The following is a 17951-nucleotide window of genomic DNA, read 5'->3' as shown; positions in this document are numbered from 1 at the left end:
ATTAGCCTTTTTTCGCCCCTTGCATATACAGCATTTCTAGTGCCAAGGTTGCCCCTGCTAAGGCAGTGATGTCTGATTGATCATAGGCAGGAGACACTTCAACCAAATCCATACCCACAATATTCACCTCTTTCAAGGCACGTAAAATTTTCAATGCTTTGTCTGTACTTAATCCACCACAGACTGGCGTACCGGTACCCGGTGCATACGCGGGATCTAAACAGTCAATATCAAAGGTTAAATAGACCGGTAAATCACCGATCACCTCTTTGATTTTTGCAACCGTAGTTTCCACGCAGTCATCATTGACTTGTGGCGCAGAAAGTACCGTAAATGGTAAGTTGCGATCAAATTCAGTACGAATACCAATTTGTACCGAATGGGCTGCATCAATTAATCCTTCGTTTGGCGCATGGTAAAACATGGTACCGTGATCATAACGACTACCATTTTCATAAGTATCCGTATGGGCATCAAAGTGAATCATCGCCAACTTACCAAAATGTTTTGCATGGGCACGTAATAAAGGCAAGGTAATGAAATGATCACCACCAAAAGTTAAGCAACGCTTACCCGCTTTTAATAAAGCGGTTGCGTGCGCTTCTAATTCTTCTACGAAATTTTGGTTATCACCGAAGGAATAAACCAAATCGCCACAATCCACGATCTTCAAACGCTCACGCACATCAAAATCCCATGGAAAGCGGCAGTGTTCCCACGCCAAATTCACCGACGCACGACGAATAGCTTCCGCACCAAAACGCGTTCCTGCGCGACCTGATACCGACGCATCAAACGGTACGCCAGTAATCACCCACTCCGCATCTGTTTCGATGGGATTAAAGTGAACAGGTAAGCGTAGAAAACCAAAATTATTTGAAACTAATGAAATATCTTCTTTATTGTTTAAGGTATTGTACATAGTGAATCCCGTTATTTTAAAGTGCGGTCAATTTTCTGAAAAACATACCGCACTTTTGCTGATTATTCATCTTCTAAATAGGTATAACCATTCAAGCCCACCTCAAGTTCATTTAAGAACTGAATGGCTTCTGACGCAGGTAAGTTTGAATGCTCAATTTGTTCACGATAGCGATCCAATAATTTTTTCGGATCGAGATAAACATATTCCAACATATCTGCTACGGTATTACCTTCGTCGTAGTCCACAATATCAGCCTTATCCTGCTCATGAACTAACACATCCACTGTACTGGTATCACCAAATAGGTTATGCATGTTACCTAAAATTTCTTGATATGCCCCCACCATAAAAAAGCCTAATAACGGTGGATTGTCTTCTTCATAATGTGGCATCGGCATGGTAGTCGTAATACCATCCCCATCAATATAATGATCAATCGTGCCATCTGAATCACAGGTAATATCTAATAATACTGCACGACGGCTCACCGGTTGATTTAAATTCGAAATTGGACAGACCGGGAAAAGCTGATCAATGCCCCATGCATCAGGCAAGGATTGGAACAAAGAAAAGTTCACATACAATTTATCCGCAAAGCGTTCTTGCAGTTCATCAATAATTGTACGATGAGAACGGTGCTTTTCATTAAATAATTGCCCCACTTCATGACAAATATTCAGATAAAGTTGCTCAGCCCATGCACGCTGTTCTAAATTCAGCAACCCAACATTGTATTGATTATGTACATCTGATAAATCAAATTGGCTTTCATGAATCCAACTGCGTAACGACCGTTTTTCACGTGAAGACTGAATATCCACCCAAGTTTCCCACATACTATGCAACACACTTGGTGCGTCTTTTGCTGGCGCCGCTAAGGTTTCAAATTTATAACGTTCTACACCAATCACATTAGAAACTAAAACGGCATGGTGTGCAGTCACACCACGACCCGATTCGGTGATAATGGTAGGATGTGGTAAACCATGCTCACGGCAGGCTTGACCAATGCCCCACACAACCGTATCGGCATATTCATTTAGACCATAGTTCACTGAGCAATCGGATTGTGTGCGGTTACCTTCGTAATCCACACCTAAGCCACCACCCACATCAAAGCACTGAATATTGACGCCTAATTTATGCAATTCGACATAAAAACGAGCACTTTCTCGCACACCTGTCGCCACATCACGAATGTTGCCAAGCTGTGATCCCAAGTGGAAATGTAGTAGCTGTAAACAATCGAGACAGTCATGTTCTTTTAACATCTGAACTAAAGACAAGACTTGTGAGGCAGATAAACCAAATTTTGATTTTTCGCCACCTGAAGATTGCCATTTACCAGATCCCTGTGAGGCTAAACGTGCACGTACCCCTAAGCGTGGCTTCACATTCAGTTTTGCTGCTTCCTCTAAAACAAGCTGGATTTCAGAGAGCTTTTCAATCACTAAATACACTTTATGTCCGAGTTTTTCACCCATCAGGGCAAAACGAACATATTCCCGATCTTTATAGCCATTACAGACGATTACCGTTTGCGTGATCCCTGCATGTGCTAGTACCGCCATCAATTCCGCCTTTGACCCAGCTTCTAAACCAAGCGGCTGACCTGAGCTAATTAATGACTCGACAATACGTCGATGTTGATTCACTTTGATTGGATAAACGAGGAAATAATTCCCTTCATAACCAAAATCTTCACGGGCACGTTTAAACGCTTGATTAATCGAGCGTAACCGGTGTTGAATAATTTGCGGAAAGCAGAAGAGCGTCGGTAAATGGGCGCCTTGTTCTCGCTGTACTTTTTCTGCTAACGCCGCCAAAGACACACGATTTTGTGGTTTGTCAGGATCAGGACAAACAAAAATGTCCCCTTTTTCATCTACGTTATAATAACGCATCCCCCAGTAATTGATGTTACACACTTCACGTACGGTATTTTCAGCAAACACGGATGAAGTGCCATCAGACGTTAAAGTAACCTGTTCCAATGTCTTAGTTTACCTCTTAAAAGGAGTCAAAAATTCAAGCGCCAACGCGCCATATTTTATTTTTTCTGTCCCATCGCAATTACAGAAAAACGTTTGCAAGAATAAAGCAAAACAAGGGGAATAACTAGTTTTTTCTTACGACTTTTCCTCTTAGAATATCAACGATATTTATCTAAAAAGCGATAGTATTTAGTGCCCACAAATAAGGTGGCTTTTTGCAGTAACTTACCGCCATGCACACTCGGCACTTTCAGTTGCTCAAATACGCGTAAACGTTCATCGTTACCTAAAATAGCTTCAGCCACAATACGCCCCGCTAATCCAGTTAACGCCACCCCATGCCCAGAATACCCTTGCGCAAAATAAATATTCGGCGCAATTCGACCAAAATGTGGATTGGAATTCAAGGTCATATCAATAGGTCCGCCCCAACCATAGTCAATGTTGACATCTTCTAACTGAGGAAACACGTGCAACATATTGCAGCGCATAACCGTCATCATATCCAAGCCCGGACTCGAATCACTGCCAAATAACAAGCGATTGTCGGCACTTAAACGGTAATAATCTAAGAAATAATTATTGTCACACACTGACATACGGTTGCGAATCAAACTCTCCGCCATTGCATCACTTAACGGCTCAGTGGCAATCATAAAACTTTCTACTGGCAAAATTTTGCGAGCAATGCCACGATGTAGCTTTTTAGGGAGTACCCGAATATACGCATTGGTGGCCAATACCAAGTCTTTTGCAATCACCGAACTTTGATCGGTTTTCACTTTGACTTTTGCTTTACCGATACGTAAATCAACCGCTGGCGACTGTTCATAAATTTCCACCCCTAACGCTAAACAGGCTTTCGCTAAACCTAAACAATAATTCAGAGGGTGTAAATGACCAGAATTGGCATCAAAGAGTGCGCCCGTATAAATCTCACTGCCTAGATTCTCAGCTAATTTGGCTTTATCCCATAATTGCATATGGGGATAAGCAAAAAATTCGCGACAAGATTTCTCAATCGCAATTAAATCATCCATACGACGTGAATTTAATGCTAACGTCGCGTAACCTCTACGCCAATCACATTGAATATGATATTTTTTAATCCGCTCTTCGATAATCGCTAACGCTTCTAGTGACATTTGCCATAATTTCTGCGCAGTATCAAATCCCACGGCCTCAATATAATCACCAATGTCTTCTTCAAAACCGTTTATCGCCTGCCCACCATTTCGCCCCGAGGCGCCAAAGCCTACACGAGCGCCTTCTAATACAATCACTTTTTTGCCTTGTTCCGCTAATTCAAGTGCGGTCGATAGACCAAAAAATCCCGCACCGATGATACACACATCAGCAGATTTTCGTTGTTGTAAAGGCGGAAGAGTGAAATGAAGATGACGGGAGTCGGAGTAATAAGTTTTGATATGTTCTTGATGAGAAAACGTTAACATAAAATCGCTCGCTAATAACACTAGTTGGCAGTTTACCCCGACGAGTAAATATGTCAATTTAATTCAATCAGTTTATAAAGTTTGCTATACTCAGCCCGAAGTTCTTAAACTTAACGTTCATGCGGATTACTTCACCAAAATCCGTTCATTTTTAACCGCACTTTATTGTCTTTAGACATTGAGGGACTCAAAATTGAAAAGACTTTTTGCTAACGTCATCAAATCACTTGTCTTCACCTCCCTTTTCTTTTTCACACATTCCGCCTTGGCGAACAAAAAGCTTTACGTTTACAACTGGACGGATTACATTCCTTCAAGTTTAATTGCTGATTTTACGAAAGAAACGGGCATTGAGGTCATCTATTCTACCTTTGAGAGTAATGAAGAGATGTACGCGAAACTCAAATTACTTTCTAAAAATAGCGGTTATGACCTGGTTTTTCCATCGAGTTATTACATCAATAAAATGGTCAAAGATGGTATGCTACAAAAACTCGATCACGCAAAATTAACCAATTTACATCAAATCCCAACCCATTTGCTGAATAAAGAATTTGATCCACAAAACCAATATTCCCTGCCTTATATTTATGGACTCACTGGTATTGGTATTAATGCAGAAGAGATTGATCCTAGCAAAATTACTAGTTGGGCAGATTTATGGAAACCAGAATATAAAGGTAAAGTGTTACTAACTAGCGATGCACGCGAAGTATTTCATATTGCTTTACTGTTAAATGGCAAATCACCCAACACCACTAAAGAGCTTGAAATTAAACAAGCTTATGAAAAACTGGTTAAACTCATGCCAAACGTTTTGGTATTTAATTCTGATTCACCAGAGGTCCCTTATGTACAAGGTGAGGTCGCTTTAGGCATGATTTGGAATGGTTCCGCCTACTTAGGTAATAAAGAAAATTCCAACATTCAGTTTATTTACCCAAAAGAAGGGGCGATTTTCTGGATGGATAACTATGCTATCCCGAAAAAAGCAAAAAATGTTGAGGGCGCATATCAATTTATCGACTTTTTATTACGTCCTGAAAATGCCAAAATTGTGATCGAAAGAATGGGATTTTCAATGCCAAACGAAGGTGTAAAACACTTACTCACACCTGAAATGGTCAACAATCCTGTTCTTTTCCCACCGGCAGAGGAAGTAGAAAAAGGCATCATGCAAGGCGATGTCGGTAAAGCGGTCGATATTTATGAAAAATATTGGAACAAGCTGAAAACGAATTAATTATCCTAATACAAAAAGTGCGGTCAGATAAAATTTTGACCGCACTTTTTTATACACACTAAATATTACACATCATACTTTTGACGATACGCCACTAAATCTTCAATCGTGACGACTGGAAAACCAAATTTCTGAGCAAACGTAACAATTTCTGGCGCACGAGCCATTGAACCATCATCATTGGTAATTTCACAAATCACACCAGCGGCTTTATAACCAGCTAAACGAGCAAGATCAACCGAAGCTTCAGTATGCCCACGGCGTTTTAACACGCCACCTGTCATCGCACGTAATGGAAAAATATGTCCCGGACGGCTTAAATCGCTTGGTTTGGCATTATCGGCAACAGCAGCACGAATGGTTGTCACACGATCAGTGGCAGATACGCCTGTCAATACGCCTTTGGCTGCCTCAATCGTCACCGTAAAGGCCGTCTTATTCACACTGGTATTTTCAGTGACCATCGGTGGCAGATCAAGTTGTTGGCAAATTTCATCGCTTAAACATAAACAAACGATACCGCTGCCATAACGAATTAACATTGTCATTTGTTCTACCGTAATGGTTTCGGCAGGAAAAATGAGATCACCTTCGTTTTCACGGTCTTCATCATCAAGAACTAAAACACCATTTCCCTGTTTAAACGCACTAATTGCAGCAATAGCACGTTCTTCTGACTGACCGAAAGGAGATAAAATAGACTGATTCATAGTAAATTCCTTGAAATATAAAGATATTTAGATACCAGAATCAGGGCTGATGAGAAAAGTATGTGGCTAAGAAAATCTTAAACAAACAAAAAATACAGGTTTTGCACACAAAACCTGCTTATTCTCTTTCATCCAGACTATACTGTCGGCTTTGGATTCTCACCAAATCTGCTGACTTTACTATCTCTTGTGACATGAAATAGTAAACGCTCGTGGGCTTATGTTATACATTTACCACCGGTAGGGAATTTCACCCTGCCCTGAGAATGCGCAAATAGTATAACGCAAACTTAATCTCGAAAAAATGTTTTTATTTGTAGCAAGATTACATACAATAGATAAAATTTCAAAAAATATGAGGCGATTATGCTAAATCCGAAAAAAATAGAGCAAGTTATACAACAAATCCAAGACTCTCTTCCACAAGGGATTAAAGACTTGGGACAAGATGCTGAAGCCAAACTCAAACAAACATTGCAAGCGCAATTAGCAAAACTTGATTTGGTGACGCGTGAAGAGTTTGATGTACAAACACAAGTATTAATGCGTACTCGGGAAAAATTAGTGGCGTTAGAAAAACGGGTTGATGAATTACTTGCACAACAAAACCAAGCATAACCTTGCGCCACTCGCTGAAAAGTGCGGTCTTCACTTTACTATTTCTGAATAAAAGGAAAGCATCATGTCCACGTTTGCCTACTTACAACAAAAGCGTAAACAACTGAATTTAAAAGTTAATGAGATCTGTGCACAAGCCAATATTACACGTGCGTATTTTAATCAACTCGTGAGTGGAAAAATCAAAAATCCAAGCGCAACAAAGCTCAGTGCATTACATAAAGTGTTGCAGATCACCGAACCGAATAATAAGAAAGTCGGTGTGATTTTTGGCAAATTTTATCCTGTCCATACCGGTCATATTAATATGATCTATGAAGCCTTTAGTAAAGTGGATGAAATACACGTCATTGTCTGTAGTGATACAGAACGTGACTTAAAACTCTTTTATGACAGCAAAATGAAACGTATGCCGACAGTGCAAGATCGCTTACGTTGGATGCAACAGATTTTTAAATACCAAAAAAACCAGATTTTTATTCATCATCTTGTTGAAGACGGAATTCCAAGTTACCCAAATGGTTGGGAAGCGTGGGCGTTGCAAGTCAAGAACCTCTTTAAAGAAAAACATTTCAATCCAACCGTGGTTTTCAGTAGCGAAGTGCAAGATAAAGCACCTTATGAAAAATACCTTGGTTTAGAAGTTTCCTTAGTCGATCCTGAGCGACAATTTTTTAATGTCTCTGCGACAAAAATCCGCAATAACCCATTTCACTATTGGAAATTTATCCCAAAAGAAGTACGCCCGTTCTTTGCCAAAACTATCGCTATTTTAGGTGGGGAAAGCAGTGGTAAAACTGTACTGGTCAATAAATTAGCTACGGTATTCAATACTACTTCCGCCTGGGAATATGGACGCGAGTTTGTTTTCGAGAAATTAGGGGGAGATGAACAAGCGATGCAATATTCTGATTACCCACAAATGGCACTGGGGCACCAACGCTATATTGATTATGCAGTACGTCATGCACATAAAGTGGCGATTATTGATACAGACTTCATCACCACACAAGCTTTTTGTATTCAATACGAAGGAAAAGCACATCCTTTCTTAGATTCCATGATCAAAGAATATCCATTCGATGTCACAATTTTATTAAATAACAACACTAAATGGGTGGATGATGGTTTACGTAGTTTAGGTAATCATAAACAACGCCAACGTTTTCAACTCTTACTAAAAAAATTACTCGATAAATACAATGTACCTTATATTGAAATTGAATCGCCAAGTTATTTAGAGCGTTATAATCAGGTCAAACAGATTGTCGAGAAAATCCTAAATGAAGAAGAAATTCCTAATTTAATGCATGATCATGGGACAACATCCATTTTTGAGGAAGAAGAATGATTTTATTTGCTGGTGATCCGCATGGAAGTTTTGATCACCTTTATCCTTTCATCAAAGATAAACAGGATGTTGCTTTAATTATTTTAGGGGACTTACAACTTACTACCGCCAGTGAATTAGAAAAACTCGCTCAATATTGCGATCTCTGGTTTATTCATGGCAACCACGACAGTAAAACAATCGATGCCTTTGAATCCATTTGGGAAAGTGAATGGCAATCGCGTAACTTGCATGGCAAAGTGACAGAAATCCAAGGAAAAAAAATTGCAGGGCTAGGGGGCGTTTTCCGTGGACAAATTTGGATGCCACCAAACAAACCTTTATTTTTTGATCCTATTCACTATTGCCAATACTGTTCACAAGAAAAAATATGGCGAGGTGGTGTACCATTACGCCACAGGACCTCTATTTTTCCCTCTGATATTGAAGCATTAGAACAACAAAAAGCCGATATTTTGATTTGCCATGAAGCACCAAAACCCCATCCTAGTGGTTTTGCTGTGATCAATACATTGGCACAAAAAATGCAAGTTAAACATATTTTCCATGGCCATCATCATGAAAATTTTGATTATGACACGCTAAGTGAAGAGGCGTTTAAAATTACGAATGTTGGCTTTCGTAGCTTATGTAACATTGAGGGAGAATATTTACTGCTAGGTGTTGATGATCGGTAAAATGACAAGAGCTGCATTCCCCTATTAAACATCAAAGAAACAGACCGCACTTATGCCTCTGAGAATTAAAAGAGAAAAGTGCGGTTTCTTTTTTCTCTTTTCTAGCTAACTCAGCAGTATTCCAGTATTAGGATTATCTTCAAGGAAAAGTAAAACCCCTGTTTCATAAAAAGAGGAGAAAAAAGAAAACCCACTGATACATATCAGTGGGTTTTATCTCGAGTATAAGTTAGAACAATCTAACTTAATTTAAGTTATTACTCCGCAGTTGCTTCTTCAGCTGCAACTTCTGGGCGATCAACTAACTCAATGTATGCCATTGGCGCGTTATCACCAGTACGGAAACCACATTTCAAGATGCGAGTGTAACCACCTGCACGTTGAGCAAAACGTGGACCTAATTCATTGAATAATTTAGCAACAGTTTCAATGTTGCGAGTACGAGCAAAAGCTAAACGACGATTTGCAACGCTATCTACTTTTGCTAATGTAATTAACGGCTCAACTACACGACGTAATTCTTTAGCTTTTGGCAACGTAGTCTTGATAATTTCGTGACTAACTAAAGAGCTTGCCATATTACGGAACATCGCTTGGCGATGGCTGCTATTACGGTTTAGTTGACGACCACTCTTACGATGGCGCATGACCTTATCCTTCTCAGAAAAATCTTTAACCTATGACCAAACTAGTCTTCAGCAATACTTGCTGGTGGCCAATTTTCAAGGCGCATACCTAGTGATAAGCCGCGTGAAGCAAGAACGTCCTTAATTTCAGTAAGTGATTTCTTACCAAGATTAGGTGTTTTTAATAATTCAACTTCAGTACGCTGTACTAAATCACCGATATAGTGAATTGTTTCTGCTTTCAAACAGTTAGCAGAACGAACTGTCAACTCTAAGTCATCAACAGGACGCAACAGAATTGGATCGAATTCTGGTTTTTCTTCCTTAACTTCTGGTTGACGAACATCACGCAAATCAACGAACGCATCTAGTTGCTCTGCTAAAATTGTTGCTGCACGACGAATTGCTTCTTCTGGATCAATAGTGCCGTTAGTTTCCAACTCAATAACTAATTTATCTAAGTCAGTACGTTGTTCAACACGTGCTGCTTCCACATTGTAAGCAATACGGTCTACTGGACTGTAACAAGCATCTACTAATAGACGACCAATTGGTCTTTCTTCATCTTGAGCATGCACACGCGCTGATGCGGGTACATAACCTCTACCACGTTGAACGCGAATGCGCATATTAATTGATGCGCTTTCGTCAGTCAAATGACAGATAACGTGCTCAGGATTTACGATCTCAACATCTCCATCATGGGTGATGTCAGCTGCAACAACAGGGCCAATTCCAGATTTGTTTAATGTCAGAAATACATCATCTTTATTCTGAACTTTAACCGCTAGGCCTTTTAAGTTTAGAAGTACTTCAAGAATATCTTCCTGAACCCCTTCTTTACTGCTGTATTCGTGCAATACGCCATCAATTTCTACTTCAGTTACAGCACAACCTGGCATTGAAGATAGAAGAATACGACGCAATGCATTACCTAAAGTGTGGCCGAATCCACGCTCTAACGGTTCTAAGATCACTTTAGCATGAGTTGAGCTAATTTGCTCAATATCAACTAAGCGTGGCTTTAAAAATTCTGTAACAGAACCCTGCATTTTATCCTCTCTTTGCTTCTAAGCTTTAACTATTATTTAGAGTAAAGCTCAACGATCAGATGTTCGTTAATGTCTGCTGATAAATCAGAACGTTCAGGAACACGTTTGAACACACCTTCCATTTTAGCAGCATCAACTTCTAACCAAGTTGGTTTTTCTCTTTGTTCTGCTAATTCTAATGATGCTTTAATACGTGCTTGTTTTTTAGATTTCTCACGAACAGCAACTACATCATTAACTGAAACTTGGAATGATGGGATATTAACAACACGACCATTTACAACAATCGCTTTGTGACTCACCAATTGGCGAGCTTCAGCACGAGTTGCAGCAAAGCCCATGCGATAAACAACGTTATCCAATCTACCTTCCAATAATACTAGTAAGTTTTCACCAGTATTACCTTTTAAGCGGTTTGCTTCTTTATAATAATTACGGAATTGACGTTCTAAGATACCGTAAATACGACGAACTTTTTGTTTTTCACGTAATTGACTACCATAGTCAGATAAACGCGGCTTACGAGCACCGTGTTGACCTGGGGCGGTATCAATTTTACATTTTGATTCAATCGCGCGCACACCTGACTTAAGGAATAAGTCAGTGCCTTCACGACGGCTTAGCTTGAGCTTAGGACCCAAATATCTTGCCATTTTCTTTCTCCAACTATCCTATGACGCCATTAAACACGACGTTTTTTCGGTGGACGACAACCGTTATGAGGAATCGGAGTCACATCAGTAATATTCGTAATACGGAAACCCGCTGCGTTTAACGCACGAATAGTAGACTCACGACCAGGACCAGGTCCTTTCACCATAACTTCCAAGTTCTTTAAGCCGAATTCTTTAACAACTTCAGCACAACGTTCAGCAGCAACCTGCGCCGCAAACGGGGTAGATTTACGAGAACCACGGAAACCTGAACCACCTGCTGTTGCCCACGCGAGAGCATTGCCTTGGCGGTCAGTAATAGTAACGATTGTATTATTGAAAGATGCGTGGATATGTGCTACGCCATCTACAACTTGTTTTTTTACACGTTTACGTGCACGAACTGGTGTTTTAGCCATTTTACCTTACCCCGACTTATTTCTTGATCGGCTTACGAGGACCCTTACGGGTACGCGCATTAGTTTTAGTACGTTGACCACGTACCGGTAAACCACGACGATGACGTAAACCACGATAACAACCTAAGTCTAATAGACGTTTGATGTTTAGTGTTACTTCACGACGTAAGTCACCTTCAACGGTAAATTTACCAACTTCGTCACGCAGTTTATCAATCTGCTCTTCAGACAATTCGCTGATCTTAACATCTTCGGCAATCCCTGTTGCAGCACAAATCTCTTGTGCACGAGTCTTACCGATACCATAAATTGCAGTTAAAGCGATTACAGTGTGTTTATGATCAGGAATGTTAATGCCTGCAATACGGGCCACTATGCACTCCTATTATTTAACTAAGTTGACACTTTGATCTTGAAAAGCCCGTTTTCAGGATACTCAAACAAAGTGTCAAGGACATAAATGAGCTGAGCAGTATAACTGCTCAACTGGTTCTTTGCAAGAAAAAATATCAATTAACCTTGACGTTGTTTATGTTTAGGGTCGCTACAAAGTACACGAACGACACCTTCACGTTTAACAATTTTACAGTTACGACATAATTTCTTCACGGAAGCACGAACTTTCATTGCTTATCCCTTTTATTTAATGGACAGATTACTGTCCGAAACCTTTAAGGTTTGCTTTCTTCAGCGCAGATTCATATTTCGTCGACATCAAATGACTTTGAACCTGAGCGATGAAATCCATAATTACTACGACAACAATCAGAAGAGAGGTTCCACCAAAGTAGAACTGTACATTCCATGCTGATGTCATCACGTAAGGAACCAAACATACGAACGTAATATACAAGCCACCAATTAAGGTTAAGCGAGTCATAATTTTGTCAATATAACGTGATGTTTGTTCACCTGGTCTAATTCCTGGTATAAATGCACCAGATTTTTTCAAATTATCCGCTGTATCACGAGGATTATATTGCATTGCGGTATAGAAAAAACTAAAGAAGATGATCGCTACGGCATAAACAAGCAAATAGAGTGGTTGACCTGGATGCAATAACATTGATAAATCTGTTAACCATTCTAAGCTCGATCCCTCACCAAGCCACTGCGCTAATGTCGCAGGGAATAAAATAATACTTGATGCGAAAATTGCTGGAATAACGCCTGCCATATTGACTTTTAATGGTAAGTGCGTTGAGTGTCCACCTAGAATCTGACGACCTTGCTGACGCTTAGCATATTCAACTTTAATTCTTCTTTGTCCTCTTTCAACAAAGACAACAAAGTAGGTTACAGCAAATACAATAACGGCGATCAATAAGAGAACTAATAGATGCATTTGACCTTGGCGAGTTTGCTCAATCGTTTGACCAATCGCGGATGGTAACCCTGCAACAATACCCGCAAAAATAATTAAAGAGATACCATTACCAATACCACGTTCTGTTATTTGCTCACCTAACCACATTAAGAACATTGTTCCTGTGACCAAGCTAATAACTGCAGCAAGATAAAAACTAAATCCTACGTTAGGGACAAGTCCAGGTAGCATATTAGGTAAGCCTGTTGAAATACCAACCGCCTGTAATGTCGCAAGGACTAACGTTGAATAACGCGTGTATTTGCTGATTTTACGACGACCAGCCTCACCCTCTTTTTTTAATTCTGCAAGTGCAGGATGAACCGTAGTCAATAGTTGGATGATAATCGATGCCGAGATATATGGCATAATACCTAACGCAAAAATTGACGCACGACTCAATGCACCACCAGAGAACATGTTAAACATATCAATGATGGTGCCTTTTTGTTGTTCAATTAATTGAGCTAACACGGCCGCATCAATACCAGGAACCGGAATGAAAGAACCAATGCGGAACACAATAAGTGCGCCTAATACAAATAACAATCTGCTTTTAAGTTCACCTGTACCGCTTTGAGTACTTCTACTTTGATAACCTGGTTGCTTAGCCATTTATTTATTATTCCTCAACTGAACCGCCAGCAGCTTCAATTGCTGCTTTCGCACCTTTAGTTACGCGTAAACCACGAACAACCACTGCACCTTTCACTTCACCTGCTAAAATGATTTTAACAAATTGAATATCTTTGGTGATGACATTCGCTGCTTTTAATGATTCTAAAGTTACTACGCCACCTTCTACTTTGGCCAAATCATTCAAACGAACTTCTGCAGTTACTGCAGCTTTCATTGAAGTAAAACCAAATTTTGGTAAACGACGATATAAAGGCATCTGACCACCCTCGAAACCACGACGAACACCACCGCCAGTACGAGATTTTTGACCTTTGTGACCACGACCACCTGTTTTACCTAAACCAGAACCAATACCGCGACCTAAACGTTTAGCACTATGCTTAGCGCCTTCAGCTGGTGATAGAGTATTTAAACGCATTCGATTACTCCTCCACTTTAACCATGTATGAAACTTGGTTAATCATACCACGTACTGCTGGAGTATCGATTAACTCAACAGTATGATGCATATGGCGAAGACCAAGACCACGCAATGTAGCCTTATGCTTCGGTAAACGAGCAATAGAACTACGAACTTGAGTTACTTTAATAGTTTTAGCCATTATCAATTACCCCAAGATTTCATCAACGGTTTTGCCACGTTTTGCAGCAACCATTTCTGGTGATTTCATATTTGCTAGTGCATCAATAGTTGCACGAACAACGTTAATTGGGTTGGTTGAACCATAAGCTTTAGAAAGAACGTTACGAACACCCGCGACTTCTAATACTGCACGCATTGCACCACCCGCGATGATACCTGTACCTTCACTAGCTGGTTGCATAAATACGCGAGAACCCGTATGAGCCCCTTTAATTGGATGTTGTAATGTACCTTCATTTAAAGCTACATTGATCATATTGCGACGTGCTTTTTCCATCGCCTTTTGGATCGCTGCCGGAACTTCGCGCGCTTTACCATAACCAAAACCTACGCGACCGTTACCATCACCTACTACAGTTAATGCAGTAAAGCTCATAATACGACCACCTTTAACAGTTTTTGATACACGGTTTACCGCGATTAGCTTCTCTTGCAGTTCACCAGCTTGTTTTTCGATGTTTGCCATCTCAAATTACCTCTATTAGAACTGTAGACCAGCTTCACGGGCAGCGTCCGCTAACGTTTGGACACGACCATGATATTTAAAACCAGAACGATCAAAAGCAACGTCTTTAACGCCTTTTGCTAATGCTCTTTCTGCAACAACTTTACCAACTACTGCTGCTGCATCTTTATTTCCGGTATATTTCACTTGCTCACTAATTACTTTTTCAACAGTTGAAGCAGCGGCAAGAACTTCTGAACCGTTCGGTGCAATCACTTGTGCGTAGATATGACGTGGAGTACGGTGAATAACTAAACGCGTTACACCTTGCTCTCTCATCATATGACGTGCACGAGCTGCACGACGGATACGAGCTGATTTCTTATCCATAGTGTTACCTTAATTATTTTTTCTTAGCCTCTTTGATACGTACCACTTCATCAGCGTAACGTACCCCTTTACCTTTATAAGGCTCAGGACGGCGATAAGCACGAATATCTGCAGCAACTTGACCGATTAACTGCTTGTCTGCACCTTTCAACACGATTTCGGTTTGAGATGGACATTCAGCTGTAATACCTGCTGGTAAAGCGTGCTCCACAGGGTGAGAGAAGCCTAAGCTTAAAGCAACTGCATTGCCTTTAATTTGTGCTCTGTAACCTACACCCACCAATTGTAACTTCTTAGTGAAGCCTTCAGTAACACCGATAACCATTGCGTTAACTAATGCACGTGCAGTTCCTGCTTGCGCATCTGCTCCAACAATACCTTCACGTGGAGAAAAAGTTAATTCGTTATTATCTTGTTTAACTTCGACTGCGTTATGAATGGTACGAGATAACTCGCCATTTTTTCCTTTAACTGTTAGTAGCTGTCCGTCAAGTTTTACCTCAACGCCGGCAGGAATACTAACAGGTGCTTTTGCAACACGAGACATTTTCCTACCTCTCTATTAAGCTACGTAACAGATAATCTCACCGCCTAAACCCGCTTGGCGAGCTGCACGGTCAGTCATCACACCTTTAGATGTAGATACTACTGCAACACCTAAACCACCCATTACTTTTGGTAACTCGTCTTTACGTTTATAAATACGTAGACCTGGGCGGCTAACACGTTGGATGCTTTCTACAACTGGTTTGCCTTGGAAATATTTTAATGTAATTTCCAACTCTGGTTTAACACCATCTAAAACTTTAACGCTTTCAATATAACCTTCTTCAGCTAATACATTGGCAATCGCCACTTTTAGCTTGGATGAAGGCATACTGATCGCAACTTTGTTCGCAGCTTGACCGTTGCGAATGCGAGTCAACATATCTGCGATTGGATCTTGCATACTCATTGTATTTTTACTCCGATTCCAAAATAAAGTGGTAAATTACCAACTAGCTTTCTTAAGGCCTGGGATTTCACCGCGCATCGCAGCTTCACGCACCTTAATACGGCTTAAACCAAACTTACGAAGCACACCATGTGGGCGTCCAGTTTGGCGGCAACGGTTACGCTGACGGCTTGGGCTAGAATCACGTGGTAAAGTTTGTAGCTTTAACACAGCATTCCAACGGTCTTCGTCAGAGGCATTTACATCAGAAATGATCTGTTTTAATTCAGCGCGTTTTGCGTAGAATTTTTCAGCGAGTTTCACACGTTTTACATCACGTGCTTTCATTGATTGTTTAGCCATGATAACCTGCCTTATTTACGGAATGGGAAATTAAAGGCAGCAAGTAGTGCTTGACCTTCTTCATCACTTTTCGCAGTCGTGGTGATAGTAATATCTAAACCACGTACACGATCCACTTTATCATAATCGATTTCAGGGAAGATGATTTGCTCACGCACACCCATGCTGTAATTGCCACGACCATCGAATGATTTCGCGCTTAAACCGCGGAAGTCACGGATACGTGGAACAGCAATTGTAATTAAACGTTCAAAGAACTCCCACATACGCTCACCGCGTAGTGTTACTTTACAACCGATTGGATATCCCTGACGGATTTTAAAGCCTGCAACAGATTTGCGTGCTTTTGTAATCAAAGGTTTCTGACCGCTAATCGCTGCTAAATCTGCTACTGCATTATCTAGCAATTTCTTATCGGTCAATGCTTCACCCACACCCATATTTAGGGTTATCTTTTCGATTCGTGGGACTTGCATGACAGATTTGTAGTTGAATTTATCTTTCAATTCATTAACTACTTGATCTCTGTAGTAATCATGCAGTTTCGCCATCGCATTACTCCAGTTTGTTAAATGATTTCATTGTTAGATTTAAAGAAACGGACTTTTTTGCCGTCTTCAAATCTAAAACCTACACGGTCAGCTTTATTTGTTTTTGGGTTAAAAATAGCAACATTTGATACATCAATTGCCGCTTCTTTCTTCACTAAACCACCTTCTTTGCCTAACGCAGGAACCGGTTTTTCATGTTTAGTGATGATATTTACACCTTCAACAATCACTTTACCATTTGGTAACACTTGAGTTACCTTACCACGCTTGCCTTTGCTTTTGCCAGCAAGCACGATTACTTCATCGTTTTGACGAATTTTTGCAGCCATTTGTCACTTCTCCCTTACAGTACTTCTGGCGCCAAAGAGATGATTTTCATAAACTTCTCTGAACGAAGTTCACGAGTCACCGGTCCAAAAATACGAGTACCGATTGGTTGCTCTGTGTTATTGTTTAAAATGACACATGCATTACCATCGAAGCGAATGACTGATCCATCTGGGCGACGAACACCCTTCTTGGTGCGCACAACAACTGCTTTTAATACATCACCTTTTTTCACTTTACCGCGTGGAATTGCTTCTTTCACAGTAATTTTGATGATATCACCAATAGCAGCGTAACGACGGTGCGATCCACCTAGAACCTTGATACACATTACACTGCGAGCGCCTGAGTTATCAGCAACGTCCAGCATAGTCTGTTCTTGGATCATCTTAGTACTCCGCTAAAATTAATAAAACCCTTTCGGGACGAATCTATTCACTTTGATGTAAATAGCTGACGGAGTCTATCAAACTCAATATTAAAAATCAACTATAAGAGCCATTCTTTTGGGTGCAACTTTTAGGAAATGGGGTTTATACAACTATAACTCATTACTCCAAAACTGTTTACT

General features: G+C 40.4%; 25 protein-coding genes and 1 riboswitch. Of the genes, 4 read left to right on the top strand and 21 right to left on the bottom strand.

Features of this window, described 5'->3' with window-relative positions; all coding sequences use genetic code 11:
• Nucleotide 1: 1 nt before the first annotated feature.
• The 3 genes from speB to KPF51_RS10420 form a co-directional block, all read right to left on the bottom strand.
• Nucleotides 2–922, bottom strand: a complete 921-nt coding sequence (gene speB / locus KPF51_RS10430) for an agmatinase (RefSeq protein ID WP_061406295.1) — start codon at nucleotides 920–922, stop codon at nucleotides 2–4.
• Between the two features lie 62 nt (nucleotides 923–984).
• Complete coding sequence (gene speA, locus KPF51_RS10425) at nucleotides 985–2919, bottom strand: biosynthetic arginine decarboxylase (RefSeq protein ID WP_005724003.1); 1935 nt, start codon at nucleotides 2917–2919, stop codon at nucleotides 985–987.
• 158 nt (nucleotides 2920–3077) lie between these two features.
• Nucleotides 3078–4373: an FAD-binding oxidoreductase gene (locus tag KPF51_RS10420; protein WP_061406296.1), complete on the bottom strand. Its 1296-nt coding sequence runs from the start codon at nucleotides 4371–4373 to the stop codon at nucleotides 3078–3080.
• Nucleotides 4374–4566: 193 nt separating this feature from the next.
• On the opposite strand from KPF51_RS10420, the gene KPF51_RS10415 reads away from it, so the two are divergent.
• A complete protein-coding gene (locus KPF51_RS10415) occupies nucleotides 4567–5616 on the top strand; it encodes an extracellular solute-binding protein (protein ID WP_061406297.1) in 1050 nt (349 codons plus the stop codon).
• 65 nt (nucleotides 5617–5681) lie between these two features.
• On the opposite strand, the gene ribB is transcribed toward KPF51_RS10415, so the two are convergent.
• Nucleotides 5682–6326 (bottom strand): 3,4-dihydroxy-2-butanone-4-phosphate synthase, encoded by a 645-nt coding sequence (gene ribB / locus KPF51_RS10410; protein WP_064661061.1) that lies wholly within the window; start codon nucleotides 6324–6326, stop codon nucleotides 5682–5684.
• A 116-nt stretch (nucleotides 6327–6442) separates the two neighbouring features.
• Nucleotides 6443–6598, bottom strand: a riboswitch (FMN riboswitch).
• Between the two features lie 94 nt (nucleotides 6599–6692).
• Between ribB and KPF51_RS10405 the strand changes: the two genes are divergently transcribed.
• From KPF51_RS10405 to KPF51_RS10395, 3 genes are all read left to right on the top strand, one after another.
• Nucleotides 6693–6944, top strand: coding sequence for an accessory factor UbiK family protein (locus KPF51_RS10405; protein WP_005717905.1), 252 nt, complete (start codon nucleotides 6693–6695; stop codon nucleotides 6942–6944).
• 64 nt (nucleotides 6945–7008) lie between these two features.
• Nucleotides 7009–8295, top strand: a complete 1287-nt coding sequence (nadR, locus tag KPF51_RS10400; protein ID WP_005724008.1) for a multifunctional transcriptional regulator/nicotinamide-nucleotide adenylyltransferase/ribosylnicotinamide kinase NadR — start codon at nucleotides 7009–7011, stop codon at nucleotides 8293–8295.
• Nucleotides 8292–8972 (top strand): metallophosphoesterase, encoded by a 681-nt coding sequence (locus KPF51_RS10395; protein ID WP_005724010.1) that lies wholly within the window; start codon nucleotides 8292–8294, stop codon nucleotides 8970–8972. Before nadR ends, KPF51_RS10395 begins: the two co-directional genes overlap by 4 nt.
• A 257-nt stretch (nucleotides 8973–9229) precedes the next feature.
• On the opposite strand, the gene rplQ is transcribed toward KPF51_RS10395, so the two are convergent.
• From rplQ to rplN, 17 genes are all read right to left on the bottom strand, one after another.
• Entirely contained in the window at nucleotides 9230–9619 is a 390-nt protein-coding gene (gene rplQ / locus KPF51_RS10390; protein ID WP_005717908.1) for a 50S ribosomal protein L17, read from the bottom strand.
• Nucleotides 9620–9660: 41 nt separating this feature from the next.
• Nucleotides 9661–10650: a DNA-directed RNA polymerase subunit alpha gene (gene rpoA / locus KPF51_RS10385; protein WP_005717909.1), complete on the bottom strand. Its 990-nt coding sequence runs from the start codon at nucleotides 10648–10650 to the stop codon at nucleotides 9661–9663.
• Between the two features lie 32 nt (nucleotides 10651–10682).
• Entirely contained in the window at nucleotides 10683–11303 is a 621-nt protein-coding gene (gene rpsD / locus KPF51_RS10380; RefSeq protein ID WP_005717911.1) for a 30S ribosomal protein S4, read from the bottom strand.
• Nucleotides 11304–11332: 29 nt separating this feature from the next.
• Nucleotides 11333–11722: a 30S ribosomal protein S11 gene (rpsK, locus tag KPF51_RS10375; RefSeq protein ID WP_005701868.1), complete on the bottom strand. Its 390-nt coding sequence runs from the start codon at nucleotides 11720–11722 to the stop codon at nucleotides 11333–11335.
• A gap of 16 nt (nucleotides 11723–11738) precedes the next feature.
• A complete protein-coding gene (gene rpsM, locus KPF51_RS10370) occupies nucleotides 11739–12095 on the bottom strand; it encodes a 30S ribosomal protein S13 (protein WP_005724014.1) in 357 nt (118 codons plus the stop codon).
• A gap of 140 nt (nucleotides 12096–12235) precedes the next feature.
• Nucleotides 12236–12349, bottom strand: coding sequence for a 50S ribosomal protein L36 (rpmJ, locus tag KPF51_RS10365; RefSeq protein WP_005548767.1), 114 nt, complete (start codon nucleotides 12347–12349; stop codon nucleotides 12236–12238).
• 28 nt (nucleotides 12350–12377) lie between these two features.
• Nucleotides 12378–13703 carry a preprotein translocase subunit SecY gene (secY, locus tag KPF51_RS10360; RefSeq protein ID WP_005717913.1) on the bottom strand — a complete coding sequence of 442 codons (1326 nt, stop codon included), beginning with the start codon at nucleotides 13701–13703 and terminating at the stop codon, nucleotides 12378–12380.
• 7 nt (nucleotides 13704–13710) lie between these two features.
• Entirely contained in the window at nucleotides 13711–14145 is a 435-nt protein-coding gene (gene rplO / locus KPF51_RS10355; RefSeq protein WP_005717914.1) for a 50S ribosomal protein L15, read from the bottom strand.
• 4 nt (nucleotides 14146–14149) lie between these two features.
• The gene (gene rpmD, locus KPF51_RS10350; RefSeq protein ID WP_005543631.1) at nucleotides 14150–14329 is read right to left on the bottom strand and encodes a 50S ribosomal protein L30; all 180 of its coding nucleotides are present in this window, start codon (nucleotides 14327–14329) and stop codon (nucleotides 14150–14152) included.
• 6 nt (nucleotides 14330–14335) lie between these two features.
• Entirely contained in the window at nucleotides 14336–14836 is a 501-nt protein-coding gene (rpsE, locus tag KPF51_RS10345) for a 30S ribosomal protein S5 (protein ID WP_005717915.1), read from the bottom strand.
• Between the two features lie 15 nt (nucleotides 14837–14851).
• Nucleotides 14852–15205, bottom strand: coding sequence for a 50S ribosomal protein L18 (gene rplR / locus KPF51_RS10340; protein ID WP_005717916.1), 354 nt, complete (start codon nucleotides 15203–15205; stop codon nucleotides 14852–14854).
• Between the two features lie 13 nt (nucleotides 15206–15218).
• Nucleotides 15219–15752 (bottom strand): 50S ribosomal protein L6, encoded by a 534-nt coding sequence (gene rplF, locus KPF51_RS10335; RefSeq protein WP_005717917.1) that lies wholly within the window; start codon nucleotides 15750–15752, stop codon nucleotides 15219–15221.
• A 15-nt stretch (nucleotides 15753–15767) separates the two neighbouring features.
• On the bottom strand, nucleotides 15768–16160 hold the full coding sequence (rpsH, locus tag KPF51_RS10330; RefSeq protein WP_005724020.1) for a 30S ribosomal protein S8: 393 nt from the start codon (nucleotides 16158–16160) through the stop codon (nucleotides 15768–15770).
• Nucleotides 16161–16196: 36 nt separating this feature from the next.
• Entirely contained in the window at nucleotides 16197–16502 is a 306-nt protein-coding gene (gene rpsN / locus KPF51_RS10325) for a 30S ribosomal protein S14 (protein WP_005717919.1), read from the bottom strand.
• 11 nt (nucleotides 16503–16513) lie between these two features.
• Nucleotides 16514–17053: a 50S ribosomal protein L5 gene (gene rplE, locus KPF51_RS10320; protein ID WP_005717921.1), complete on the bottom strand. Its 540-nt coding sequence runs from the start codon at nucleotides 17051–17053 to the stop codon at nucleotides 16514–16516.
• Between the two features lie 17 nt (nucleotides 17054–17070).
• A complete protein-coding gene (gene rplX, locus KPF51_RS10315) occupies nucleotides 17071–17382 on the bottom strand; it encodes a 50S ribosomal protein L24 (protein ID WP_005717922.1) in 312 nt (103 codons plus the stop codon).
• Between the two features lie 14 nt (nucleotides 17383–17396).
• Complete coding sequence (gene rplN / locus KPF51_RS10310; protein WP_005548786.1) at nucleotides 17397–17768, bottom strand: 50S ribosomal protein L14; 372 nt, start codon at nucleotides 17766–17768, stop codon at nucleotides 17397–17399.
• Nucleotides 17769–17951: the final 183 nt, after the last annotated feature.

The organism is Pasteurella sp. XG20, assembly GCF_018968665.1.
Taxonomy (GTDB): Bacteria; Pseudomonadota; Gammaproteobacteria; order Enterobacterales; family Pasteurellaceae; genus Pasteurella; species Pasteurella multocida.
The sequence above is the reverse complement of the archived record's forward strand: the minus strand, read 5'-3'. Positions and strand labels throughout refer to the sequence as shown.